This is a genomic window from Paenibacillus pinihumi DSM 23905 = JCM 16419, from assembly GCF_000422505.1.
Classification (GTDB): Bacteria; Bacillota; Bacilli; order Paenibacillales; family Paenibacillaceae; genus Paenibacillus_D; species Paenibacillus_D pinihumi.
Genome location: NZ_AULX01000040.1, coordinates 1 through 25,371, shown reverse-complemented (window position 1 = coordinate 25,371; position 25,371 = coordinate 1). Strand labels below are relative to the sequence as shown.

25 protein-coding genes, 6 tRNA genes and 1 rRNA gene are annotated in these 25,371 nt (G+C 49.1%); 3 read left to right on the top strand and 29 right to left on the bottom strand.

The window, feature by feature from the left end; translation table 11 throughout:
- Positions 1 to 264: 264 nt before the first annotated feature.
- The 3 genes from H583_RS0113580 (at position 265) to sda (ending at position 1,624) form a co-directional block, all read left to right on the top strand.
- Positions 265 to 339: transfer RNA gene (locus tag H583_RS0113580), tRNA-Arg, on the top strand.
- A gap of 135 nt (positions 340 to 474) precedes the next feature.
- Positions 475 to 1,056 carry an ATP-dependent Clp endopeptidase proteolytic subunit ClpP gene (gene clpP, locus H583_RS0113575; protein ID WP_028560937.1) on the top strand — a complete coding sequence of 194 codons (582 nt, stop codon included), beginning with the start codon at positions 475 to 477 and terminating at the stop codon, positions 1,054 to 1,056.
- Positions 1,057 to 1,315: 259 nt separating this feature from the next.
- Positions 1,316 to 1,624, top strand: a complete 309-nt coding sequence (gene sda, locus H583_RS0113570) for a sporulation histidine kinase inhibitor Sda (protein ID WP_028560936.1) — start codon at positions 1,316 to 1,318, stop codon at positions 1,622 to 1,624.
- A gap of 68 nt (positions 1,625 to 1,692) precedes the next feature.
- On the opposite strand, the gene H583_RS0113565 is transcribed toward sda, so the two are convergent.
- From H583_RS0113565 to H583_RS0113425, 29 genes are all read right to left on the bottom strand, one after another.
- On the bottom strand, positions 1,693 to 2,358 hold the full coding sequence (locus H583_RS0113565) for a hypothetical protein (protein ID WP_028560935.1): 666 nt from the start codon (positions 2,356 to 2,358) through the stop codon (positions 1,693 to 1,695).
- Between the two features lie 155 nt (positions 2,359 to 2,513).
- Positions 2,514 to 2,783 (bottom strand): HPr family phosphocarrier protein, encoded by a 270-nt coding sequence (locus H583_RS0113560; protein WP_028560934.1) that lies wholly within the window; start codon positions 2,781 to 2,783, stop codon positions 2,514 to 2,516.
- Positions 2,784 to 2,996: 213 nt separating this feature from the next.
- Positions 2,997 to 3,926: a DNA-binding protein WhiA gene (gene whiA / locus H583_RS0113555; RefSeq protein ID WP_028560933.1), complete on the bottom strand. Its 930-nt coding sequence runs from the start codon at positions 3,924 to 3,926 to the stop codon at positions 2,997 to 2,999.
- A 5-nt stretch (positions 3,927 to 3,931) separates the two neighbouring features.
- A complete protein-coding gene (locus H583_RS0113550) occupies positions 3,932 to 4,918 on the bottom strand; it encodes a gluconeogenesis factor YvcK family protein (RefSeq protein ID WP_028560932.1) in 987 nt (328 codons plus the stop codon).
- 12 nt (positions 4,919 to 4,930) lie between these two features.
- Complete coding sequence (rapZ, locus tag H583_RS0113545) at positions 4,931 to 5,821, bottom strand: RNase adapter RapZ (RefSeq protein ID WP_425414520.1); 891 nt, start codon at positions 5,819 to 5,821, stop codon at positions 4,931 to 4,933.
- Between the two features lie 69 nt (positions 5,822 to 5,890).
- A complete protein-coding gene (locus H583_RS0113540; protein WP_028560930.1) occupies positions 5,891 to 6,841 on the bottom strand; it encodes an ROK family glucokinase in 951 nt (316 codons plus the stop codon).
- A 367-nt stretch (positions 6,842 to 7,208) separates the two neighbouring features.
- The gene (gene trxB / locus H583_RS0113535; RefSeq protein WP_028560929.1) at positions 7,209 to 8,156 is read right to left on the bottom strand and encodes a thioredoxin-disulfide reductase; all 948 of its coding nucleotides are present in this window, start codon (positions 8,154 to 8,156) and stop codon (positions 7,209 to 7,211) included.
- 53 nt (positions 8,157 to 8,209) lie between these two features.
- The gene (locus H583_RS0113530) at positions 8,210 to 9,955 is read right to left on the bottom strand and encodes a tetratricopeptide repeat protein (RefSeq protein ID WP_028560928.1); all 1,746 of its coding nucleotides are present in this window, start codon (positions 9,953 to 9,955) and stop codon (positions 8,210 to 8,212) included.
- Positions 9,956 to 10,112: 157 nt separating this feature from the next.
- Positions 10,113 to 11,063, bottom strand: a complete 951-nt coding sequence (locus H583_RS0113525; protein ID WP_028560927.1) for a ribose-phosphate diphosphokinase — start codon at positions 11,061 to 11,063, stop codon at positions 10,113 to 10,115.
- Between the two features lie 195 nt (positions 11,064 to 11,258).
- Positions 11,259 to 12,065, bottom strand: a complete 807-nt coding sequence (gene hisJ / locus H583_RS0113520) for a histidinol-phosphatase HisJ (RefSeq protein WP_028560926.1) — start codon at positions 12,063 to 12,065, stop codon at positions 11,259 to 11,261.
- Between the two features lie 18 nt (positions 12,066 to 12,083).
- Entirely contained in the window at positions 12,084 to 12,758 is a 675-nt protein-coding gene (hisIE, locus tag H583_RS0113515; RefSeq protein ID WP_028560925.1) for a bifunctional phosphoribosyl-AMP cyclohydrolase/phosphoribosyl-ATP diphosphatase HisIE, read from the bottom strand.
- Complete coding sequence (hisF, locus tag H583_RS0113510; RefSeq protein WP_028560924.1) at positions 12,755 to 13,513, bottom strand: imidazole glycerol phosphate synthase subunit HisF; 759 nt, start codon at positions 13,511 to 13,513, stop codon at positions 12,755 to 12,757. The genes hisIE and hisF overlap by 4 nt, the downstream gene beginning before the upstream one ends.
- Before the next feature lie 122 nt (positions 13,514 to 13,635).
- A complete protein-coding gene (hisH, locus tag H583_RS0113505) occupies positions 13,636 to 14,277 on the bottom strand; it encodes an imidazole glycerol phosphate synthase subunit HisH (protein WP_028560923.1) in 642 nt (213 codons plus the stop codon).
- A 3-nt stretch (positions 14,278 to 14,280) separates the two neighbouring features.
- Complete coding sequence (gene hisB, locus H583_RS0113500) at positions 14,281 to 14,880, bottom strand: imidazoleglycerol-phosphate dehydratase HisB (RefSeq protein ID WP_028560922.1); 600 nt, start codon at positions 14,878 to 14,880, stop codon at positions 14,281 to 14,283.
- A 55-nt stretch (positions 14,881 to 14,935) separates the two neighbouring features.
- A complete protein-coding gene (hisD, locus tag H583_RS0113495; RefSeq protein ID WP_028560921.1) occupies positions 14,936 to 16,225 on the bottom strand; it encodes a histidinol dehydrogenase in 1,290 nt (429 codons plus the stop codon).
- A 69-nt stretch (positions 16,226 to 16,294) separates the two neighbouring features.
- On the bottom strand, positions 16,295 to 16,942 hold the full coding sequence (gene hisG, locus H583_RS0113490) for an ATP phosphoribosyltransferase (RefSeq protein ID WP_028560920.1): 648 nt from the start codon (positions 16,940 to 16,942) through the stop codon (positions 16,295 to 16,297).
- The gene (locus H583_RS32875; RefSeq protein ID WP_036709588.1) at positions 16,942 to 18,165 is read right to left on the bottom strand and encodes an ATP phosphoribosyltransferase regulatory subunit; all 1,224 of its coding nucleotides are present in this window, start codon (positions 18,163 to 18,165) and stop codon (positions 16,942 to 16,944) included. Before H583_RS32875 ends, hisG begins: the two co-directional genes overlap by 1 nt.
- Before the next feature lie 281 nt (positions 18,166 to 18,446).
- Complete coding sequence (locus H583_RS0113480) at positions 18,447 to 18,977, bottom strand: acyltransferase (RefSeq protein WP_028560919.1); 531 nt, start codon at positions 18,975 to 18,977, stop codon at positions 18,447 to 18,449.
- Entirely contained in the window at positions 18,964 to 19,635 is a 672-nt protein-coding gene (locus tag H583_RS0113475) for an HAD-IA family hydrolase (RefSeq protein ID WP_028560918.1), read from the bottom strand. Before H583_RS0113475 ends, H583_RS0113480 begins: the two co-directional genes overlap by 14 nt.
- A 2-nt stretch (positions 19,636 to 19,637) precedes the next feature.
- The gene (gene lgt / locus H583_RS32870) at positions 19,638 to 20,681 is read right to left on the bottom strand and encodes a prolipoprotein diacylglyceryl transferase (protein WP_051236435.1); all 1,044 of its coding nucleotides are present in this window, start codon (positions 20,679 to 20,681) and stop codon (positions 19,638 to 19,640) included.
- Between the two features lie 25 nt (positions 20,682 to 20,706).
- Entirely contained in the window at positions 20,707 to 21,645 is a 939-nt protein-coding gene (hprK, locus tag H583_RS0113465; RefSeq protein ID WP_028560917.1) for an HPr(Ser) kinase/phosphatase, read from the bottom strand.
- Positions 21,646 to 21,959: 314 nt separating this feature from the next.
- Positions 21,960 to 23,084: an ABC transporter ATP-binding protein gene (locus tag H583_RS0113460; RefSeq protein WP_028560916.1), complete on the bottom strand. Its 1,125-nt coding sequence runs from the start codon at positions 23,082 to 23,084 to the stop codon at positions 21,960 to 21,962.
- Positions 23,085 to 23,172: 88 nt separating this feature from the next.
- A complete protein-coding gene (locus H583_RS0113455; RefSeq protein WP_051236433.1) occupies positions 23,173 to 24,291 on the bottom strand; it encodes a PucR family transcriptional regulator in 1,119 nt (372 codons plus the stop codon).
- A 220-nt stretch (positions 24,292 to 24,511) separates the two neighbouring features.
- A tRNA-Lys gene (locus H583_RS0113450) sits at positions 24,512 to 24,587 on the bottom strand.
- Positions 24,588 to 24,599: 12 nt separating this feature from the next.
- Positions 24,600 to 24,675, bottom strand: a tRNA-Phe gene (locus H583_RS0113445).
- 13 nt (positions 24,676 to 24,688) lie between these two features.
- Positions 24,689 to 24,765, bottom strand: a tRNA-Asp gene (locus H583_RS0113440).
- A 36-nt stretch (positions 24,766 to 24,801) separates the two neighbouring features.
- Positions 24,802 to 24,877, bottom strand: a tRNA-Val gene (locus tag H583_RS0113435).
- Between the two features lie 9 nt (positions 24,878 to 24,886).
- A tRNA-Met gene (locus H583_RS0113430) sits at positions 24,887 to 24,963 on the bottom strand.
- Between the two features lie 96 nt (positions 24,964 to 25,059).
- Positions 25,060 to 25,371 (bottom strand): 23S ribosomal RNA (locus H583_RS0113425); the annotation flags it as partial.

Genomic DNA, 25,371 nt, shown 5'->3' with positions numbered 1-25,371 from the left:
GTCCCCTCCCTTCCTGTCTTTTCCCGAAAATAGGAGGCGGCTTTTGTTCCGTAGTAAAAGGTTGGAGCCGGAGAAGCGAAGCGGTCGCCTTTGATTTCCTGATTTCATCATCCATACAGATTACAATCGGGAGAAATCAGGGGATCAACAGCGATCGGAGGCCCAACCTTTTACGGAGGAACAACCCGCCAAACTATTTTCATTCATTTCTCTTGCCTTTTCCCCAAATCTCCCGTATAATAAACTCTGTTGCACATAATTTATGCGCCCGTGGTCCAATGGATATGACGTAGGCCTCCGGAGCCTGAGATCGAGGTTCGATTCCTCGCGGGCGCGCCATATTATATAAATGATCCTGACTTGATGGTCAGGTTTTTTTATTTCTAATGTCTGACTATCTTTGACTTTTGTTTTAGAATCCGTTATGATGTTTTTACATCCTTTAATTTTGAATGGAGGCGTGTCCAGATGGATATGAATTTTGTACCAATGGTCATTGAACAAAGCAACCGCGGAGAGCGCGCCTATGATATTTACTCCCGTCTTTTGAAAGATCGGATTATTTTCCTGGGAAGCGGCGTTAACGATGTGGTAGCCAACTCGATTATTGCACAAATGCTCTTCCTTGCAGCTGATGACCCTGAGAAGGATATCAGCTTGTACATCAACAGCCCTGGCGGTTCGATTACAGCCGGTATGGCGATCTACGACACCATGCAATTCATCAAGCCCGATGTATCTACAATTTGTGTCGGTATGGCTGCTTCGATGGGTGCTTTCCTGCTCACAGCAGGTGCTAAAGGCAAGCGCTTCGCGCTTCCAAACAGTGAAGTTATGATTCACCAGCCGCTGGGCGGCGCTGAAGGCCAAGCCAGCGACATTGAAATTCGTGCAAGACGCATTCTGAAGATGCGCGACAAGCTCAACCACATTCTGGCAGAGCGCAGCGGTCAACCGCTGAGCCGGATTGAGAAAGACACAGACCGCGATTATTTCATGAGTGCTGCTGAAGCTCAAGAATATGGTCTTGTCGATAAAGTTATCGAGAAAGTATAACCTATTTTCTCTAAGCTGGCTTGGAAGCCCGCTTCTGTAAGCAAATCTTCCATTAGAAGCTTATGATAAGAGCCTGACCGCGCACTGGCGCAGTCAGGCTCTTATCATAAGTGTTGTAATATGTCAAGAAAAATTCGATGTATTGAATCGAACAAGACGCTTTACCCATTTCATGGTAAGATGAAAAAAACGAAGAACTTCCCATATTCATACATCTCTAGGGTTGTTTTTGAAACCTTGTATAATGGAGTTGCGTCTTATGAAAATATCAAATCCTTTTTTATCGATGCGTAATTTCATCAAATCGAACGAAATTAGCCGCCGCCACGTACAGCGCTCAATGATTGAAAGACCTGTCAGTTCCGATGCCCATTCCTTCACAGTAACGGAGCCATTTTATGAAGAATATCAGGATAAGACACTGCTGTTGAAACCGTTAAATGACGAGCATTTGCTCGAAGTTTACCGCGAGGCCAAAGCGATGCGCTTATCTGATGATTTTATACGTCTCATTGAAAATGCTCTCGAACAGCGTAAGATTTCCTTGACTGAAGTAGGTAATGGCTAAACTGAACACCTTCTTCTCACGACATCAAAAAGCCGTGACGGTAATCGTCACGGCTTTTTGATGTCGTCCTAACTTACAGAATTTTGATTATGGTTATTTTTTAGTGCTGCTGCATGCCTTTTTTTAATTCTAAAATAATTCACTGCGGAAATAAATACTACAATACCGGTTATAGGCAAAAAGATAATGCTCATAAAATCAAATATAGCTTTCGAATTATCCTGTCCAATTTCAGAAGGGATATCAGTCGCAAACAGATAAGGCCAGTATTGCTCCAAAGTAGCGTCCTTAGCCAATATCTCCTTCACACCATCAGGAATGAGTTGCAAGCGCCCCTTTAATACCATTGTTTCTTCCTGCGGGATTTTAACTCCCATACTCGTAAACGATACGATCCTCTCCATATCAAGGAACTGCCGCGCTTTAACGTTTATTAGCAATGCTTTATCACCAAGCGGCACAGGATACATTTTCTCAATAGTTAGGGACGTGTCTTTTGTATCTAAACTGATGACATGAGGCAGCAGCTGATTGATACGCAATTCGACAAATGATCCATTAGTCACCTCGCTCATCCCAGTCTCATTCAGATTTATAGGACCTTGCATTTGTATGTTGTTATTTCGCATACCCATGAATAACATAATGGCGAAAAGCGCAGCCATCACTCCTATAATCAGAAATACCCCTCTCCAAAAACTTTTGAGTTCCCTTTTATGCACAACGTCCAACATTCATTCCTCTCTTTCTGAAAATCTTCATTTTCTAAATATGGATCACCTTCCTATTATCGGAATACTACGATCAAATTTTAAGTTTTTTACATACAGAAAAACCCTCGTCTTTACAGACGGGGTTTCTCTCCACTTTTCGTATGTCAGTACCGCTCTTACTGGTTCTCCAGCTCTTCCTTGCTTACAAGGTTGACTAAAGCGGTTACAGCTTGTTCTGCGTCCGAACCTTCTGCACTTATGTGTACTTCAGTGCCCGAGCTGATTGCCAAGCTCATTATCCCCATAATGGATTTGGCATTCACTTTTTTGTCGTCCTTCTCCACAAACACTTCGGAAGAAAATTTATTCGCTTCTTGTACAAAAAGTGCTGCCGGTCTTGCATGGAGACCTGTCTTCAAACGAACGACCACAGGATGCCTTGTCATGGAAACCATACCCCCTATACCAAATTTCAGTCTAACTATTATTTGCAAAGACCAAGGATAAAATCATGATCTTTTTTTAAAATATAAGAATTAACAAACATAGTAACACGGACATTCTTATATTTCTGAGCAAAACGCAGTTGTCGCTGCCAAGAAGTCGCTCAGATGGCTGCATTATTATAATTATAACACTGAGACCACCTGGTTGAAAAGTTACCCGTTTCTTATTTTCTCGGCCAGCTCATCCAGCTTGCGCAATCGGTGATTAACCCCCGATTTGCTAACTTTGACTTTTAACAAATCGCCGACTTCCTTCAGATTAATATCCGGATGCTGCAAACGGATTTCCGCCACTTCCTTCAGTTTATCCGGAAGATTCTCAAGCCCGAGTTCTCTTTTAATCAGCTTAATATTGTCAATCTGCCGTACCGCTGCACCGATCGTCTTGTTCAAATTCGCCGTCTCGCAGTTGACAATCCGGTTCACGGAATTGCGCATGTCACGCATAATCCGAACATCCTCAAATTTAAACAGTGCTTGATGGGCACCGATAATATTCAAAAATTCGATGATTTTCTCGCCTTCCTTAATGTAGAAGATAAACCCTTTCTTGCGCTCAATACATCTTGCGTTCAAGTGAAAGGAATTGGCGAGCTGTACCATGGCGTGACACTGTTCTTCATACATGGAGGCGATCTCCAGATGGTATGACGACCCTTCCGGGTTATTAACGGAACCTGCGGCAAGAAAGGCCCCCCGCAAATAAGATCTTTTACAGCAGGATTTACGAATAATATCCGGATCAATCCCTTGATTGAAAATAAAGCCTTCGGATACAATCCGCAGCTCAGAAAGAATTTCCTGGACTCTTAATGGAATCCGGACAATATAGACATTGTTTTTCTTCAGACGCATTTTTTTACGGACCAACAGCTCGGTATGCACAGAGAACAGCTTTTTGATCAAAGAATAAATTCTTCTGGCAATGGCCGCATTTTCGGTGGATACATCGAGAATTACTTTTCGGTTGGAAAGGTTAACAGAACCATTCATTCGTATGAGCGCCGTCAGCTCCGCCTTCTCGCAGCAGGAATCTGCTTCAATTAAGGTCAGTTCCTTTTTAGTTTGGGCCGCAAAAGACAAAGGGCTCACCTCTTTCGTAACATCCAGCTTTCAACCAGCTGATAAATATGATGGCTCAGACGCGCCGCATCATGCCTCAAATACGTGCGGAACAGCACCAATTTGTCGGCGATGACCTGATACCCGCGCTTCTTGACTTCCTCGAGGTCAAGATGTACAGCCTGGGCTCCCTCTTCCGCATACTTGCTCTGCACCTGGGGAGGAATTTCCCCGTCATTCACGATAACATAATCAAATAAATGATGCCCGACATGCGCATGAATAGCCTCCAGATGGTCGCTGACAGAATAATTGTCCGTCTCCCCCGGCTGGGTCATCACATTGCATACGAAAATCTTGACCGCATTTGACTCCATAATTGCCTGCGCCAGCTTCGGCACGAGCAAATTGGGGATAATACTGGTATACAGGCTTCCCGGTCCTACAAGAATAGCATCAGCCTCCTGAAGCGCCTCCAGCGCTTCATCAAGCGGTTCCACATTTTCAGGCTCGATCATCACACGTTTGATTTGATTACGGGCTTTGGGGATCATCGATTCGCCTGTAATGATCGTCCCGTCTATCATCTCCGCTTTCAGTACAATGGATTGACCTGCTGCAGGCAGTACGCGGCCTCTGACAGCCAATACACGACTGAGCTCACGAATACCGGTCACGAAGTCTCCCGATATATCTGTCATGGCTGCCAGCATCAGGTTGCCCAAACTATGTCCGGCTAATCCGTTGCCATGATTAAAACGGTAATTTAACATATCCGCAAGCAGCGGCTCGACATCAGCAAGAGCGGTCAGCACATTCCGGATATCTCCGGGGGGCGGCATATGAAGCTCATTGCGCAAAATGCCGGAGCTGCCGCCGTCATCAGCTACCGTCACAATGGCCGTTATATCCAGCGGCTTTTCTTTCAAGCCGCGAAGCATGACCGATAGCCCGGTTCCGCCGCCGATGACCACAATGCCCGGCTTTTGGTTCTTTTTCTTACGCTGATTCAACGCTTCACCCCGCTAGTGGCGGTCACGCTCGGCATCACGATGGCTGACACGCACAATTTCCGTATCACTGCTGCCCAGCATTCGTCCCAAGTATTCCGCAATCGCTACTGAACGGTGCTTGCCGCCTGTGCAGCCGATGCCGACCACAACCTGACTTTTACCCTCCTTTTGATAAAGAGGGATAAGAAAATTAAGCATATCCAGAAGTTTATTCAAAAACTCCTGTGTCTCCGGCCATTTCATAACATAATCATACACTTCCGGATTTTGCCCCGTATTCGGACGCAAATGCTCAATATAATGCGGATTAGGCAAAAAACGCACATCATAGATCAAGTCCGCATCAATCGGCATGCCATATTTGAAGCCAAATGAAGTAACATTCACCGAAATTGCATTCTTCTCCAAGTTGGAGAACCGGGAAACAATCCGCTCCTTCAACTGGGCTGGCTTAATATTGCTGGTGTCAATTACTTGGGTCGCCCAGCCCTTCAAATCCTCAAGCAGGCGGCGCTCCAGTGCGATGCCTTCCAGCGGCATACCATCGGGAGCAAGCGGGTGACGGCGTCTTGTTTCTTTGTAGCGCTGTACGAGCACGCCATCTGTTGCATCCAAAAATAATATTTCACACTGAATCGTATAATGATCCTGGATATAAGCGAGCGATTCGGACAGAGCCGTGAAGAACTCCCGGCCCCGCAAATCGATGACAAGCGCTACCTTCCCAATCTTCCCTTTGGATTGTTCGATTAATTCCGCAAATTTCGGGATGAGCACCGGGGGAAGATTGTCAACGCAGAAAAAACCCAAATCTTCCAGACTTTGCACTGCAATTGTCTTTCCTGCACCTGACATTCCGGTAATTATGATAAGTTTTGCCATTGCTGCTGAACTGGTCGTCATGTTCATCCCTCCTTGCTCAGAAAGCGCCAAAAGCAGACAAGCCGCTCACGGCGCATGAACGTATTGTAACTAACCGCGGATGATCAGGCCGGCCGCACCAACAATACCTGCATTATTACCCAGTTTCGCAGGCACAATCTCCACGCCCTCCTGCGATGACTCCGGGGTAAGCTTCGTAAATACTTCGCGAATTTGCTCAAACAGATACTCGCCCGCTTTTGAAACTCCGCCGCCGATAATGAAACGCTGCGGATTCAAAATAACGGATACGACAGACAACGATTTGCCAAGGTAATAGGCTGCACGATTTACAATACGAATAGCAACCTCATCGCCTGCTTTGGCTGCGTCCACAACATCCTTCGCCATAATGTTATCCACCATGGAAAGTGAAGTTCTGTCACCGCGCGCTACTGCATCCTTCGCCATGCGGATAATCCCGGTAGCTGAAGATACCGTCTCCAGGCATCCCATTTTGCCACAGCCGCATTGAATCGCTTCAAGATCAGGCACAATTTGAATATGGCCAAGCTCTCCTGCTTTGCCGGCATAGCCTTCAACAATTTTATCATTGATAATGATACCGCCGCCGACACCAGTGCCAAGCGTGTACATCACACAATGCCCTACATCTTTGCCAGCGCCGGCCCATGCTTCACCCAGTGCTGCAACATTGGCATCGTTATTGATTTTGACTGTTTTTCCAAGCTTCTCTTCCAATACCGTTCTGAGCGGAACATTACGCAGCCCCAAATTAGGGGAAAAGGTCACAATTCCGTTCGGAATATCCAGGAATCCGGCAATACCGAGCCCTACACCTTCCACTTGGTCCCACTCAAAAGGCGATTCATCTACAATATGACGTGCATAAGCAGCAATGTTGTTTAATATCGCATCTGTACCCTTGCTTGTTTCGGTTGGTCCTTCGTACGTATGGAGCAATTCGCCATTCGGATCGCAAATACCGACCTTAATTGCGGTTCCTCCAATATCTACCCCAACGTAAATCTTTTCAGACATGACAATGGCCACCTCAATTAAATAGTTAACTGCTTCTGTACCAACTATAAGCCAACATACCCTTGCGGTCAAGAACAACACATTTTATGGCTTTTTCTCGTTTAATTTAACGTATGCTCAGTTTCCCTTACCCTTACAACCCGGATGAAAAAACATCTGATTCATGACTCCAACAAGGATCATTTCAAACAAAAAATAAGCAGTAATCAAGTGGAAACAACTATGCCGTCCTTGACAGGCAGCAGCTTCGTTCCGCTTAGAAATATAAGCATTTATAAAGGGAAAGCTTATAAATGCTTATATTTTGAAGAAAAAAGAGCGTGCCTGCACCAATCCGCAAACACGCCCCGTGACTTCTTGTTCTGATTTACAGCGACTGGCTCCAATCATGGACCATATGGCCTTCAAGGAATTTCTCGCAATCCAGTGCAGCCATACAGCCGCTGCCCGCAGCCGTAATAGCCTGACGGTATTTTTGATCCTGTACATCTCCGCAAGCGAAGATGCCTGGGATATTGGTCTCGGATGTGCCCGGCTTCACCAGAATATATCCGGTTTCGTCAGTTTCAATCTGACCTGCGAGAAACTTTGTATTCGGTGTATGGCCGATTGCCACGAACAAACCGTCGGTCTCAATTACCTCATCCTGGCCAGTATCATTATCACGCACTTTAAGGCCTGTAACACCCATGCCGCCCGCAACAACTTCTACAGGCGTCTTATTCAGGCTCCATTTGATTTTGTCGTTGACTTGGGCACGATCCTGCATGATCTTCGAGGCACGCAGTTCTTCACGACGGTGAACAAGCACAACTTCACTTGCAAAGCGCGTCAGGAAGTTCGCTTCCTCCATAGCAGAATCTCCGCCGCCTACAACAACGATCTTTTTGCCACGGAAGAAGAAGCCGTCACAAGTTGCACATGTGCTGACACCACGTCCGATGTTGTCTTTCTCGCCTGGAATGCCCATATATTTCGCCGAAGCTCCAGTGGAGATGATCAGCGTCTCTGCTACGAGCTCGCCCTGGCCTTCCACTTGTAGTTTAAACGGACGCTGGGAAGTATCAACGGAATTTACCCAGCCGGTCTTGAATTCAGCACCGAACCGTTCAGCCTGCTTGCGCATGTTCGCCATCAGCTCAGGACCCATGATTCCTTCGGGAAAGCCCGGGAAGTTCTCGACCTCCGTCGTCGTCGTGAGCTGTCCGCCCGGCTCCGGTCCTTCAATAACAAGCGGGTTCATATTGGCGCGGGCCAAATAAATGGCGGCAGTCAGACCCGCGGGTCCAGTACCGATAATAATGGATTTATACATCAAAATTACCTCCCTTACAAACTCATCATGTTTTATATGTTATTGTGTGCCATCTAATCGTTTTGAAATTCCCCGAATTGCGGAAATACCGTCTTCATCTTTTCTTTGATGCCGCATGCCTCATCAATCATCTTCGTATATTTGCTGACCGTGGATATGGATACATTGTAGCGGGTTGATACTTCGTGGTACGAGATTTCCCGCCTGTGCATCTTGGCCGTCAAATATTCGAGAGCCGCAGCCCATCCTGCCGCTTTGTTCACCTTCGGAACCTCAGGGTACACACGCGTCAAGTACTCCACCCACAGCGTGAGCAAATCATGCTGCTGAACAAGATCATAATGCTTGTTCATCCGGGCCAGAGCAGCCTCAAGCACCGCCTGCCACTTCTCTTCCCACACCGGAAGCCTGGATGGGATCAGGTTCGATTCGACGATCGTCTGCTTGCCTTCAAGCACCGCTCCGAGCGGATCATGGACCCCGATTGAGCGCAAAACAAAAATAGCAATCCGTTTCAAATAATCATCTTCATCAGGCTCCATCACGAAAGCGCGAAGCGCATCTTTTACCTCATTGTCCGCAATCATGCCCAGCGCCTGTATGACCTGGAGCTTCGTCTGACGATCCCCATGGCGCAGCGCCCAAAAAAAAGAAGAACGCACAAGGGGGTCTCGCTTCAGATGATCAGGCAGCCCGTCGGAAGATTTTTCCCAGAGCCTGAACTGCTCCTCGAACGGAAGATGATAATGGTAGCTGCTTGGCGCCGGCTCCTCACCGCTACGGACACGTTCCAACTGATCCAGATAGTATTTGGGAATATCTGATCCGGGATCGAGCTTGGCTGTCTGCCTCCACAAGCGCTCGGCCTCCTGCAGCCTGCCCAAATTGCTCGCCGCAATGGCCGTATAGTGGTGCAGACAAGGGTCCTGCTGCAATGAAGGATCTTTCAACAGGCGGATAAAATGCCGGTGTGCCGTTTCATGCCCGCCTAGTATGCCCATTGTCGTCGCCAGCTTAAATACATGCTCATGATGAAACGGATATGTTTTTTTCAGCAGTTCGACGAGCGGTGCAAGCAGCTCCTGCTGGTCTGCGTGCTGATAAAAGATTGCCAGATTGCAAAGCGCATGCAGGTTGCCCGGTTCCAGCCTTAACACTTCCTGGATCGTCTCCATCGCTTTGTCAAACAGGCCCATATAATAATAGGCAAGCGCCAGATTATTGCGGGCAGCCAGAAAATCACTGTATTTGCTGACAATGCTCTCCAAAATCCGCACTGCCTCTGCAAATTTCCCTTCCTCCAACAGCATTCTTGCCTGGTCATGCTCATACAAGCCTTCGCGCGACTTGATGACCGCCTGTTTCGGCGGCCGTTCCAGCTCATATTGCAAAAGCTCCATCATTTCCTCGGCTTCATCCAGGAATTGTCCCTCTGCATCCTCTTCCAGATATCGGACAAGAGAGTCCTCGGCCGCCTCATATTGCTCCATATTGGCAAAATTATTTGCCATATAGAAATGGCACTCTGTCATGGAAGGATCCAATTCCTCAACGATGGTTCCTAGTATACGGTTTGACTCCTCATAGTTGCCCATCTCCGACAGAATGCCAGCCATATTGCAATGATTGACCGGATTATCCGGTTCATAGTCGACGGCTCGCCGGAAATATTTTAGTGCCTTGTCATAATGGAGCCGGTCTAGCGACCGGACCGCGCGCTCGAAAAAAAAGGTGGCATCCAGTTGAATGGGAATGACCTTTGATGGTTTGCTAACAGCCGCATGCTTCTTTTCTTTCAACGCAGGGCACCTCCTTATACGGGCGAATTTGCTTAAGATTATACCACAGTCGGCCAAGGAATACACAAGCGTAAATCTCCCCGCGCCTTCTCTTTCGCCTTCCCGCAGAACAGGCAGCAGGTATAAAACTTGCCTGCTGCCTGTCTCGGCTCAACTATTAAATTCCTGCATTTTTGAACAGTGTGCTGATCGAACCGCCCTGCATAATGATGCGTGTCGCTTCAGCCAGCATCGGCGCGACGGACAGCACTTTGAAACGGTCAGAGTGGCTGTCTGGAAGAGCAATTGAATCCGTCACAACAACTTCTTTGATATAAGGATGATCCAGGCGCTGCAGCGCAGGACCGGAGAATAGCGGATGAGTCGCACAGACATAAATGTCTTCTGCACCGCGCTCCTTCAAGCTTTCGACGACATTGACAATCGTCGTTCCCGTATCAATCAGGTCCTCGATAATGATTGGTGTTTGTCCTTCAACATCCCCGATTACGTGGGTAATGACAGACTCGTTATGAGCTGGTCTCTTCTTGATCATAATCGCAAATGGCGAATCAAGATGGTTAGCCAGCTTCTCTGCTGTCGACGCACGGCCTGCATCAGGAGATACAACAACCGGATTTTTAATATCCTTGGACTTGAGATAGTCGCTCAGCAGATCGAGCGCTGTCAGGTGGTCAACCGGAATATTAAAGAACCCTTGGATAGCTGGTGCATGAAGGTCGATGGTAATAACCCGGCTCGCGCCAACTGTCGTCAGTACATCCGCCAGCATTTTTGCCGAGATCGGCTCACGCGGAGCAGCCTTTCTTTCCTGGCGGGCATAGCCGTAATACGGCACAATGACGTTGATCGTCCGTGCGGAGGCCCGCTTGGCAGCATCAATCATCACCAGCAGCTCCACAAAGAATTCATTGATCGGATGGGAGAACGATTGAACCAGGAATACATCACAGTTCCGGATCGTCTCTTCATAGTGAACGTAAATCTCACCGCTCTTGAATCTTGATACCTTAATTCTGCCGAGTGTTTGTCCGAGTTCCGCACAAATACGTTCGGCCAATTTAGGGTTTGAGGAACCTGAAAAAATACGCAACTTGTCGCTAAACATGATACCCTCCTGAGCTTTTGGAAACAAAATTCTTCATGATTCAGCCGTAGTTTGTTCAAAATACAAGACTTGAATAATTTCTCGCATATCAACAGCTATTAGAGCGCGGCAACTTTCCGTAGACATTTTTTTAGTCATGGCACGGCAGTCGCACACGCTTGAACTATTAACATTATACATACATTTCGTTATTTTTCAAAAGCTTATCATTGTCCGGTTGCGTTTATTAAACGTTGCAAGCTGTGAAAATCCGACTTCTTGCAGCTGCGCACGTGCCTGATCCAAGTATTGACCCAGCCTTTCCGGCTGATGCGCATCCGATCCAATCGTCACCGGAATGCCCAATTTCAGCGCATATTCGAGCATTCTGCGACTTGGAAACATCTCCGCCGCCGGCATTCTCAATCCGGATGCATTCAGCTCAATTGCCAAATCATGGCGTTTCACCGCTTCAAGCGCAGCATTTTCCATTTCCGTCACATCTTCATCAGGTTTGAAGCCGAAACGCTTGATCACATCAATATGTCCGATGTAATCATATAGCCCGGAAGCCGCCGCCTTCTGTACCGCATTATAATAGGTCCGGTATACTTCGAGCCTGTCACGGCCTTCCCAGCCATGTGTCTGCCTAAAATCCGTCACATCCCACTCGCCCAGGAAATGAACAGAGCCGATGACATAGTCCCATTCGTAGGCATTAATGATCTGTTCAAGCTGCTGCTCCCAGCCCTCGATATAGTCTGCCTCCAGGCCGACCCGGATATCGATGATGCCCTTGTACTTTTCTTTCAGCTCATAGCACTCCTCCACATAACGGGGAAGCTCCTCCATCGGCATTGCCATCTCCGGGTAATAGGCGGCCGGGTCAACATGGACAAGAGGGATGTGATCAGACAGGCCGATCTGGCCCAATCCAATCTCAATCCCTCTTTTCACGTAATCCTCCAGGCTGCCAACCGCATGACCACAGCGGGCATGATGCGTGTGATAATCAATCAACATATGGCACACCCGGCCTTTCTATCTCATTTTGTTTGTGGTCGGCTTATTGTGGCGCGCACCCAGCTCCCGCATCACATCGTCGAGAGGAAGCCCTCGCTCACGGAGCAGCACCATCAAGTGGAAAATCAGATCGCTGACTTCACTGCGCAGCTCGTCATTGTCCTGATTTTTCGACGCGATAATGACCTCCGCCGATTCCTCGCCAACCTTTTTCAAAATTTTATCCACGCCTTTTTCAAACAAATAAGTCGTATACGCACCGCTCGGACGCTCCGCATACCGCTGGGCGATTGTCGCTTCCAGTTGATTCAGCATCGCAAAACGGTCTTCAGCCTCTCTCGGATCAGCTGTTGCCCCTTCAACCGGAATGTCGTTGTAGAAGCAGCTGTATCGTCCGGTATGGCATGCCGCACCGTGCTGCTCTACCCGGATTAGCAGCGTATCGCCATCACAGTCATATTTCATGGAGCGGATTTTTTGGATATGTCCCGAGGTCGCGCCTTTATGCCATAGTTCTTGTCTGGAACGGCTCCAGAACCAGGTCTCCCCGCTTTCAACCGATTTTTGCAGCGATTCCCGGCTCATATATGCCATCATCAGTACTTCCTTGCTCACCGCATCCTGAATAATTGCCGGAACCAGTCCGTCGCGGTCCCATTTCACCGCATCCAGGCTGAATGCCTGTTCTGTCATCGCACCTCTACTCCCCTCGTCCGCAAATCCTGTTTCACTTCTCCGATTGTCATTTCCTTGTAGTGGAAAATTGTAGCCGCCAGCCCCGCATCCGCATGTCCATTTTCGAATATTTCATGAAAATGTTCTACCTTCCCTGCACCGCCCGAGGCGATGACCGGGATGCGGACCAAATCCGATACTGCCCGTGTCAGCTTGACGTCAAAACCATCTTTCGTTCCGTCCGCATCCATGCTTGTCAGCAGCAGCTCACCTGCGCCCAGACGCTCCGCTTCCTTTACCCATTCCAGTGCGCGGATGCCTGTAGCATTGCGCCCGCCATGGGTATAGACCTCCCACTCGCCCCATTCGGGATTGAACTTGGCATCAAGCGCAACCACGATGCATTGGGAGCCAAATACGCGCGCGCCATCCGAAATGAGCGCAGGATTTTTAATAGCAGCCGTGTTGATACCAATCTTGTCCGCTCCCGCACGAAGCAGACGCTTCATATCATCGACATGGGCGATACCGCCGCCTACTGTAAACGGAATCGTGATCTCCTCCGCTGTCCTGCGCACAACATCGACCATTGTCGCCCGCCCTTCATGCGAAGCGGAAATATCCAGAAATACCAGCTCATCCGCACCTTCACGGTCATAGGTTGAGGCCAGTTCCACCGGGTCACCGGCATCGCGGAGATTGACGAAATTGACTCCTTTGACAACCCGTCCGTCCTTCACATCCAGACAAGGCACTATCCGTTTGGCTAACATTATGCCTTCCTCCTCGCTCCCTTAGCTCCTCTATTCTATCTGCCATGCTGCTATATGCTTCGTTCTTTTTGCAATGGAACCGCAGTAATTTGTTGCTTCGGCTCTGTGCTGGGCCATTTGCTCTAGCCTTGCTGAAGCTGCCCTTCTGCAATCCGGTTTTCCCCTGTCGCAAGCGCTAGAAAGTTGCCCAGCAACTGCATTCCCAGCTCCCCGCTTTTCTCCGGGTGGAACTGCATGCCGAATACATTTCCTTTGCCTACGATCGCAGTCACATCCTGATTATAATCCGTCGTAGCCAGCAGGTTATCCCCATTTTCCGGCTTTACATGATAGGAGTGCACAAAATAGACGTAACCTTCCTCAAGGCCGTTAAAGAGCGGACTGCCCTGGTGAAAGCTGAGCTTGTTCCATCCCATGTGCGGCACCTTATAGTCGCCTTGGAAGCGGACGACACTACCTTCCATCAGCCCCAGGCCTTCATTGTCTCCGTGTTCTTCACCACGGCTGAACAGCAGCTGCATCCCCAGGCAAATGCCGAGCAGCGGCTTGCCGGATTCCGCGTAGTAGCGGGCCACCTCATCCAATCCTGTGTTGCGCAGATTTTGCATCGCATCACCGAATGCGCCTACACCGGGCAAAATCGCTCCATCAGCATCCAGAATAAGCTGGGGATCAGCAGTAACAACCGCCTCGAAACCGAGCCTTTCTACCGCTTTGCTAACGCTGTGCAAATTACCCATGCCGTAATCAATGATTGCGATCATGTGCTACAGCACTCCCTTCGTGGATGGCACTCCTTGCACACGGGGATCAATAGCGGTTGCTTCGTCCAGCGCACGGCCCAACGCCTTGAATACCGCCTCCACCATATGGTGGGTATTGCGGCCGTAATGAACAATGACATGCAAGGTAATTCTTGCTTCAAGCGCAAGCTTCCAGAGGAATTCATGCACCAGCTCCGTGGAGAAGCTTCCGATATGCTCGGACGGGTATTCTGCCCGGTATTCGAAGTGAGGGCGATTGCTGACATCGATGACAACCTGGGCAAGCGCTTCATCCATAGGTACGAAAACGCTCGCATAGCGCTTGATCCCTTTCTTGTCTCCAAGCGCCTCGCGCAGAGTTTGCCCCAGACAAATACCAATATCCTCGACTGTATGGTGATCATCAATATCCACATCTCCGCGTGCTTCTACAGTCAAATCAAACTGGCCATGCTTGGTGAACAGATCCAGCATATGATTCAGAAAAGGAACATCCGTTTCAATATTAGCCGTTCCAGTACCATCCACGCCAAAGGACAGCTTGATATCCGTTTCATTCGTTTTGCGCGCCACTTCTGATATGCGCTGTCTTGCTTCTGTCATAGTCATTCGCCCTTCTTTCTGTATCAATCAATTTATTTATCCTGGCCGGTTCAAATTACGTGTTCCGCTCCTGCTCCAGGCGCACCTCAATGGCCCTTGCATGGCCTTCCAGTCCCTCATGCCGGGCCAGCGCAATAATATGCTTGCCGTTCTGAAGCAGCGCTTCCTTGCTGTAATGAATCAAACTTGATTTTTTAATATAATCGTCCACATTCACCGGCGAGGAGAAGCGTGCCGTGCCGTTCGTCGGCAGAATATGATTCGGTCCCGCAAAATAGTCGCCTACCGGCTCCGAGCTGTAATCGCCAATGAAGATCGCTCCCGCATTCTCGATTCTGCCAAGCAGCTCCATCGGGTCCTTTGTCATAATCTCCAGATGCTCCGGAGCAAGCTTGTTAATGGCCTCAATTCCTTCATCAACCGACGGCGTCAGCAGAATGGCGCCGTAGCTCTCAATTGACTTGCGGGCAATCTCCTCGCGCGGCAGCTCCTTGAGTTGCCGCTCCACCTCTTGAGACACTGCCTCTGCCAGCGGCCGGGAAGCTGTCACCAGAATAGAGGAGGCCATCTCATCATGCTCAGCTTGTGACAGCAGATCAGCCGCCACGTAGACCGGATTGGCTGTATCATCTGCCAGTACGGCAATTTCGCTTGGTCCTGCGATACTGTCGATGTCCACCACACCGAACACCAGCCGTTTGGCAAGGGCCACGTAAATGTTGCCCGGACCCGTAATTTTATCCACCGGCTCGATCGTTTCCGTTCCATAAGCAAGCGCTGCAATGGCTTGCGCACCGCCGACGCGGTACATTTCCTTCACACCGGCCTCCGCTGCCGCAACCAGGATGAATGGATTAATGCCATCCTGTCCTCCTGTAGAAGGGGGGGTGACCATTACAATTTCCGGCACTCCTGCCACCTGTGCGGGGATCACGTTCATCAGCACCGAGGACGGATACGCCGCCTTGCCGCCGGGTACATACACACCCACTCGCTTGAGCGGACGTATAATCTGTCCCAGCAGTGTTCCGTCCGGCTGCAGGTCCATCCAGGAATTGCGCTTCTGCTTCTCATGGAAGGCTCGGATATTGGCAGCCGCTTTGCGGATCGCCGTCAAAAACGCAGCATCGACATGCTCGTAGGCGGCATTAATTTCTGCCTCCGTTACTCTCAAACTGCCGGCATCAAGCTTCACCTTGTCATGCTGCTCCGTATACCGCAGCAGTGCAGCATCGCCTTCCTTCCGGACAGCTTCAACAATTTCTCTTGCCGCTTCATTCTGCGCAGGCGTCCCATACTCCACCTCGCGGCTTAAATTAAATTGCTCTGCAGGAATGATCCGCATGTTCCCCGTTCCCCTTTCTCTCTGGCGCCCTCCAGGGCCGTCTCCAGCGCCCCGAAAGTTTTCTTGGCCCTAACCCTGCTTAACGGTAATTGCCGCTTGCAGAAGGTCGCACAGGCTTTGTATTTTCGCATTCTTCATCCGGTAGCTCACCCGGTTGGCAATAAGCCGGCTGGTAATGCCGAAGATGGTCTCCATTTCCACAAGACCATTCTCCCGCAGCGTCTGTCCTGTCTCCACCATATCCACGATCCGGTCGGCAAGGCCGATAAGCGGAGCCAGCTCAATAGAACCGTTCAACTTGATAACTTCCACCTGCTGCCCCTGCTCCCGAAAATATTGGGAGGCCACATTCGGATATTTGGTCGCCACTCTCGGATTAATAGAAGGCGTCCAATCCGGCAGCCCGATCACAGACATGCGGCACTTGGCGATTCCAAGGTCCAGTAGCTCAAATACATCCTTGTTTTCTTCCATGAGAACATCCTTGCCGACGATACCGATATCCGCCACGCCGTATTCCACGTAGGTCGGCACATCGACCGGCTTGGCCATAATGAATTCCATGTCCATTTCGGGAAGTTCAATGACCAGTTTGCGCGTATCATCAAAATCGCTCGGAATCGGCAGGCCCGCCTCCCGGAACAGTTTGGAGGCCTGCTTATAAATTCTGCCCTTGGGCATCGCAACTTTTAGTATATTCATGTTGGGTTGGCTCATTACACCGTACCTCCCTTGATCCGGCTGCTCTGGAAGGGGACAACCGCCGAATAGCTATTCCCCTTGTAAGTCACAGGAAGCGGCGCACCAGACGCTCCCGGAGCCCAGTTGTCCCAGTTCTCCACACGCTCGGTCACAACTACATCTCCTTGCTCCCGGTAACGCTTTGCCGCCAGCAGCGCGCCTTCGCGGCTCTGTGCATCATAACCGATCAGAATGCGCTTCTTCTCCTCGCCCTGACCGGTACGAATCAGATCCAGAATCCGCGTTGTCTTCAAAGCAAAGCCGGTAGCCGGCGCAGGTCTGCCGAATTGGCTGAGCAGATTGTCATATCGGCCCCCGCTTGCGACAGGGAACCCGAGCTCCGCCGCGTAGCCTTCGAATGTCATACCTGTATAGTAGGAGAAATCTCCGATCATCGTCAGATCAATGAGCACATGCTCACATACATCATAAGCGTTCAGCACATCCCAAATCTCACACAAGTGGCGGATGGAAGCTTTGGCTGTCTCGTTCGAGCTGAGCTCAAGCGCCTGGTCGCAGATTTCCTGACCGCCCCGCAGCCGTAAAATACCCTCCAATCCACGCTCCAGCTCTGTGCCCAATTGAAGCTGGCGCAACTGTTCGCGGTAACCGACATAATCCCGGCGCAACAGGCAGGATTTCAGTTCCTCCTGGATCTCAGGCTGCCCGTTCAACGTCTCCTCCAGCAGGCCGTTCAAAAAGCCTACATGTCCGATCGCAATCTTAAAGCGCCCTACTCCTGCTGCCTGCAACGAAGCAATTGCCAGTGCAACGACCTCCGCATCTGCTTCGGCAGAAGCATCACCGATCAATTCGACTCCTGTCTGGAAAAACTCCGCTTCACGGCCTGCTTCCTCTTCTATGGCTCTAAATATATTGGAATGGTAGGACAGGCGCAGCGGATGCTCTGCTTCCTTGAGCAGGGAGCTGGCTACTCTGGCGATTGGAGTCGTCATATCCGAGCGCAGCACCAGTGTCGTACCGCGGTTATTTAACAGCTTAAACAGCTTCTGGTCGGAAGTTGAGCTCGCAACTCCAACTGTATCGTAATATTCGATTGTAGGCGTCATGATCTGCTCATAGCCCCATGCGCTCATGCAAGCCAGTACGCGGCCCTCAATATGGCGCAGCCTGGATACTGCATGCGGCAAATAATCCTTTACCCCGATCGGCTTTTCAAATACTTTTGGTTTGGACACAACGTTCACCTACATCACTTTAGTTTATTAAAGCATTAACAATTTACCATACTGCCAAAATAAAGATTTAACTCACTTTATCATGGAAAATATGCTTCGTCAAGCGCGATTGGCCGTGACTTCCTTTGCGTGTCCGCAGTCTGCTTCCCCTTCTGGTCGTCCAACTTCTGGGTGTAAGCAATAAAGCGGAATAATCGCCCAAGAATAGCAGGACATATACAAAAAGGATTGCCAACGCAGCACGATATACGCGCCGTGGCAATCCCGTTGCTAATCGGATTTTAAATCGTATCCTGTTGTGCCGCGTTCAGAATATCTTCGGCATTCTGCCTGCGGCTCCCCAGCTCCCGGAGCGGATTGCCGCCTACGAAGCTGTGTGGCGCGACATCCTTATGCACGACCGACCCTGCAGCTACTACAGCATGATCGCCAATCGTCACACCAGGGAGAATGGTTGAGTTCGCCCCGATCATGACGCCTTGTCCAATCTTCACGTCTCCAAGACGGTATTCCTTGATCAAATATTCATGCGCAAGAATTGTAGTATTGTAGCCGATAATCGTATTATCTCCCACTTCTATCCGCTCAGGAAAGAACACGTCTACCATAACCATGAGCGCGAAGGCCGTATGCTTCCCTACCTTCATCCCCAGCACTTTTGAATAAATCCAATTTTTAACCGGAAGAATCGGGCAATAACGGGCAAGTTGGATGAATACAAAATTGCGTACCGCCTTCCACGGGCTGACCGTTTTATAGACCTGCCATAATGCATTCGGGCCCTCTACCGGATATCGCTCAATTTTTCGCAAGCGGCTTCCGCTCCAATCCCACGATTTCATATAGATCACGCATATCCTTGAGCATGTAGCGAGCTCCTGCCTCCCAGAGCAAAGCCTCCTCCTTCAATGACCAGGCGACACCAACAGGAATTACGCCGGCCTTCACCGCAGAGATCATATCCACGGGGCTGTCTCCTACCATTAAGGTGGTCGCAGGATCGGCCTCAAGCTGCTCCAGAGCTTTCAAAACCGGCTCAGGATGCGGCTTTGGATTCACCACATCATCTACCGTGATCACGGCCCCCAGCACATCTGGGATCTGCAGGAACTTCAGGCTGCGTTCCGTGGACATCCGGATTTTGGTCGTCACCACGCCAATCTGAATTCCCGCCTGGTGAAGAGTCTCCATAACCTCCAGTACATTCGGAAACAGACATACAAGCTCGTCATGCAGCTCCTTATTGCGAGCCCGGTAAGCAGCCTCCAGATGGGAAACATCCTCAAGGCCAGAAAACTGCTGCAGCTGCACCTGAAGCGGCAATCCCATGCTCTCAATCAGGTTTTTCCTTGGAAAATCAGGAGGAACAATGTCCTTCAAGGCATGTAAAAACGATTGAATGATCAGCTCATTAGTATCTAAAATCGTACCGTCAAGGTCTAAAAGCACGGTCTTAATTGTTGTATTCAAATCTATATCTCCTTGTCTCCATCCTTTTTGTCAGCTGGAGCAGTTGCACCTGCCTTTGGATCTGTTTCTGATCCGGCAATGCGGGCGGTTGCTTTAGTATCCGCTGTAGCTGTATCAGCTGATTTGCCAGCCTTGGTGGAGCGGATCGGGTCATTATAGCGTACAGTAGCCATTCCTGCCGCTCTGCGGATGACAATAAATGCAATACCCAGCAGCACGAGTACGATGGCCACGATTTGTGAAATACGGACATTGCCGTAAGCCGGATCGAGATAACCCTGTTGGAACAGAACCGTCATCGGCGACCACAAGCCATTCACCATACTCTCCAGCCAAGCTGGTCCCTGGAAAGCCAGACTATCCGTACGAAGAGCCTCGATATAAAATCTGCCAAGGGAATACCAGATGAAATAGAACATCAGCAACTCGCCTACACGCAAAAACGATTGGCGGCGCAACACAAACATCAGCAAAAGTCCCAGCAAGCTCCACATCGATTCATACAGGAACGCCGGATGATGGAATACACCCGGGACAACCTCCATCTGATTCACAATCCAGCCAGGCAAATGCAGTGTATTTCTCAAAAAATCCTCACTGACCGGACCGCCATACGCTTCCTGATTCACGAAGTTTCCCCAGCGGCCAATCATTTGACCCGCTATGAGACCTGGTGCACAAATATCCGCTAGACGCAGGAAGCTGTAACCTTTGTGGCGGAAATAGAAAAAACCGCATATAAACGCCCCGATCAGGGCTCCGTATATCGCAATACCGCCATTCCATATTTTAAAGACATCGACAAAGTTGCCCTTGTATTCGTCCCACTTGAATGCGACATAGTAAATCCTTGCCCCTATTATTGCTGACGGTACGCCGAGCAGCAGCAAATCCATAAAGAAATCGGGGGACAGCCCGAAGCGCTTGCCCTCCCGAATGGCAAGCAGCAGGCCGATCAGCGCTGCCGAGCCGAGGATAATCCCGTACCAGTTTACAGGGATTGGCCCTATATGAATGGCAACCGGATCAAGTTTCAAAAAATTCATGATTACCGGACTCCTTTACTCATAATTACTCATAATCGTCCATATCCTCAGCAATCGTCTCTGTCAGCTTGTTCGTAAATTGCAGTGCCGCGTTATAGCCCATGCGCTTTAACCGGAAATTCATCGCGGCCACCTCAATAATGACAGCAAGGTTTCGGCCCGGACGGACCGGCACTGTCACAAGAGGAACATCTGTATCGATAATCCGGGTGGTCTCTTCATCCAGCCCAAGACGGTCATACTGCTTCTCCTGCTGCCAGTTCTCCAGCTTGATCACGACGCTGATCCGCTTAGCAGTACGAACTGCACCCGCTCCAAACAGCGTCATGACATTGATAATGCCAAGACCGCGAATTTCGAGCAGATGCCGGATCAGCTCAGGAGCGGAACCCACCAGCTGACCATCGGACATTTGTCGGATTTCTACCGCATCATCGGCCACAAGGCGGTGGCCCCGTTTGACCAGTTCCAAAGCAGTTTCACTTTTACCGATTCCACTGCTGCCTGTAATCAGCATGCCAATTCCATATATATCGACCAGGACACCATGAATGGTGGCCGTAGGCGCTAGGCGATTCTCCAAAAAATTTGTGATGCGGCTGATCAAATGCGTTGTTGCAATCTGGCTGCGCAGCAGCGGTAGCTTCTTGCGATCCGATTCATCCAGAAGCTCCTGCGGAACTTCCTGGCCGCGGGTGATAATGATACAAGGGGTTGCATCATCACAAAGCTTCTCCATGCGTCCTTTTCTCTCGGCGCTATCCAGCGTCTCCAGAAACGCAAGCTCGGTTTTCCCTAAAATCTGAATACGCTCGATTGGATGGTGATTAAAATAACCGGCTACCTCAAGCCCCGGACGGTACAAATCATCAACTGTAATTCCCCGCTTCAGTCCATCCTCTCCAGCTAATATTTCCAATTGAAATTGCTGTACCAATTCAGATACCTTCACCTTTTTGGGCACTATAATGGCCTCCCTCACGCCCATGCAATGATGCCAGGGACTCAATTTTTCGTCTTTTCCCAATGTATCCATCGTAAAGGAAAAAAGCGCCGAAAGCAACGCCTACCATTTCTTCAGCTACTTTTTGTTATTGAATATTTCGTTTGATCAACTGGTTCACAATAACCCGGATTGTATAATCTGGAGGCAATACAGCCTTGAGCCATTGAGATTCGGGTATAGTTGCCATGTAAAGATTCTATTTGTTCAACTTATATATAGGAAAAAATAAAAAAGCAGCCCCGAAAAGGGGCTGCCCGTTAGCTAAAGAGAAATTAGTTGTGCAGCAGAATGCTCAGTTCATTCTCAGTATCGAACATATGAACTTTGTTCATATCGATTGCTAATTTAATGTTAGTGCCTTCTTTAATTGTAGAACGTCCATCCACACGGCCGATAACAGTTTCGTTACCCAGACCATTGAGGTAGATGTTTTTCTCGTAACCCAAGTTCTCAACAACCTCTGCCAGAGCAGTTACAATTGTTGCTGGGGAAGCTTCCAGGAATACAGGCTCATCATGCAGGTCCTCAGGACGTACGCCCATGATTACCTCTTTGCCTACATAGCCTTTTTCACGAATGATTTTTGCTCTGCCTTCTGGCAATGCAACATCGATTCCTGTTGTTTTAAAGCTGATCGTACCGCCTTTATCAGTCAGTGTCCCTCTGATAAAGTTCATGGATGGGGATCCGATAAAGCCAGCAACGAAAATGTTAACCGGATGGTTGTACAGCTCTTCAGGGGAAGCGGATTGTTGAATGAAACCGTCTTTCATAACAACGATACGGTCACCCATCGTCATCGCCTCAACCTGGTCATGCGTTACGTAGATAACAGTTGTCTCAAGACGCTTAGCGAGTTTAGTAATCTCAGCACGCATCTGTCCACGCAGCTTGGCATCCAAGTTAGAGAGCGGCTCATCCATCAAGAATACTTGCGGCTCACGAACGATCGCACGGCCCAAGGCAACCCGTTGACGCTGACCACCGGAAAGTGCTTTTGGTTTACGCTCAAGCAAATGTTCGATGTCCAAAATTTTAGCAGCTTCACGAACACGCTTGTCGATGTCTGCTTTTTTGAATTTACGCAATTTCAGACCAAACGCCATGTTTTGGTACACGTTCATGTGCGGGTACAAAGCATAGGATTGGAATACCATTGCAATATCACGATCTTTAGGAGCAACATCGTTAACAAGACGCTCGCCAATGAACAGTTTACCTTCAGAGATTTCTTCCAGACCTGCAATCATCCGAAGTGTAGTCGATTTCCCGCAACCGGACGGTCCAACCAGAACAAGGAACTCCTTGTCTTTAATGTCCAGATTAACATCAGTAACAGAGGCCTTATCGGAACCGGGATATTTTTTGTAGACATGTTCTAAACGTACGCCTGCCATTTGTATTTCCCCCTAAACGTTGGTTTTATTATATTCTTATCTTATCTCAGACCTGTGCAGATGACTATGCACATACTTTACAAAAAAACTATCTCCTTTTCGTCACTTTGTACAATAGTAAAATAATTTTTACAAGTACAGCGTCACTAAAGACGCGAACATCCAGGCCTGTTTCCTGCTTCAGTTTATCCAGTCGGTACAGTAGCGTATTACGGTGGATATACAGCTTTTTGGCTGTCTCGCTTACATTGCAGTCCAGCCCGAAAAAAGTTTCCAGGGTCATCAGAATCTCGGGCTCAATGATGACATCCGAGCGGTTAAGCATCTGTTCCATATATATCGCCCGCTGTGATTCCGGTATGCTGTTAAGCAGCCTTTCCAGATGAAGCAGCCACGGCAAATGAATATTCTCTCCAACATGAAATTTTCGGCCCAAATAAATGGTCTCCTGCAGCAACGACAACGTTTCCACGATGGAGTTGGCAGGTGTCACCGGCTGAGATACGGCCAGGTGGCATTCGCCGATCCATTCACTGGCCAGCATGCCATGAAGTCCGGAGCAGATGGAGAACAGTATTTCATCCACTGTCTCTTCTTCTTCTTCCCGTTCCTCATTATCCGCCTCGCTCAATAGCGATACCGGCGCCAGAATCAGCCACTCCTGTGTTTTAAGCGGAACTAGCAGCACATCCTCTTCGAAAAAGGAATCCAGCAGCTTCTCCAGCTCCGAGTACGTGCTGTTCGGTGGAACATGCTCGCTTACCAGAAGAAAAGACACCATTTCAGAGAACAGCTTCCCCCCGATGGTCAGATGATCCGGAACAATCACACCTTTGGAACCGCTATCTAATTCCAGTTGAATCCATTCTCCAAGCTCGGTAAGCAATACACTTGCTTCATTTCCTTTACCTGCAGTTTCCTGTTTGACTTGCTTCAAATTTACAATTGTCCAGCTGATTAGGGCCTCTTCCTTCTCCGTGATCTGTTTCCGGGGAATTTCGAGTACCTGCAGCTTCTGTCTCTCGGAAGAAACCACAATCCACAGCTGATCATATACCACAGCCGACTTTCCCGGCCGCGGAGATACAGCCGAGCCGGTTGCCTGAGGAGCAGCCTTGTCCTCCCACTCGCTTGTCTTGATCTGAAACAAGCGTGTCGTGCAGCCGAGAATTTGCTCTAGCTGATCTTTCCACTCCATATTGCTCATTTCGTCATAGCTCCTATCCGAATGTTTAAGGCTTTTTATTTATTGTAACATAATGAAGCCCAGGCTTACACTTTCCTGACGGATCGCACTGACATCTATGAACTTGAGAACAATAGAGATCCGAACACATGGAGACCACACTCAACAATTATTTGTTCAACTTATTATATAGAAACAACAAAAAAACCCACGATAAAAATCGTGGGTAGTGATTGTAAACTGGTGAGCCATGAAGGACTCGAACCTTCGACACCCTGATTAAAAGTCAGGTGCTCTACCAACTGAGCTAATGGCTCTTGCTGTATAAATGGTGGCTCGGGACGGAATCGAACCGCCGACACGAGGATTTTCAGTCCTCTGCTCTACCAACTGAGCTACCGAGCCAAATGATGTAAAATGGCGGAGCTGACGGGATTCGAACCCGCGGTCTCCTGCGTGACAGGCAGGCATGTTAGGCCTCTACACCACAGCTCCGCAATGTTTTGCCAAAAAAGGCAAAAAAATAATAGATGGTGGACGCTGACGGGATCGAACCGCCGACCCTCTGCTTGTAAGGCAGATGCTCTCCCAGCTGAGCTAAGCGTCCTTATGAAGTTGGTAGCGGCAGAGGGGATCGAACCCCCGACCTCACGGGTATGAACCGTACGCTCTAGCCAGCTGAGCTACGCCGCCACGTTAAAAAACTTGTCCAAACAAAATAGAAACAAGTAATTTACACCTTGAAAACTGGATGCGAAAGACATTGTGAATCATTTTAGCTAAAGTCTTTAGGATAAGCCCTCGACCGATTAGTACTGGTCAGCTCCACACATTGCTGTGCTTCCACCCCCAGCCTATCAACCTCGTCGTCTTCAAGGGGTCTTACTAATTGGGAAATCTCATCTTGAGGGGGGCTTCGCGCTTAGATGCTTTCAGCGCTTATCCCGTCCGTACATAGCTACCCAGCGGTGCTCCTGGCGGAACAACTGGTACACCAGCGGTACGTCCATCCCGGTCCTCTCGTACTAAGGACAGCTCCTCTCAAATTTCCTACGCCCACGACAGATAGGGACCGAACTGTCTCACGACGTTCTGAACCCA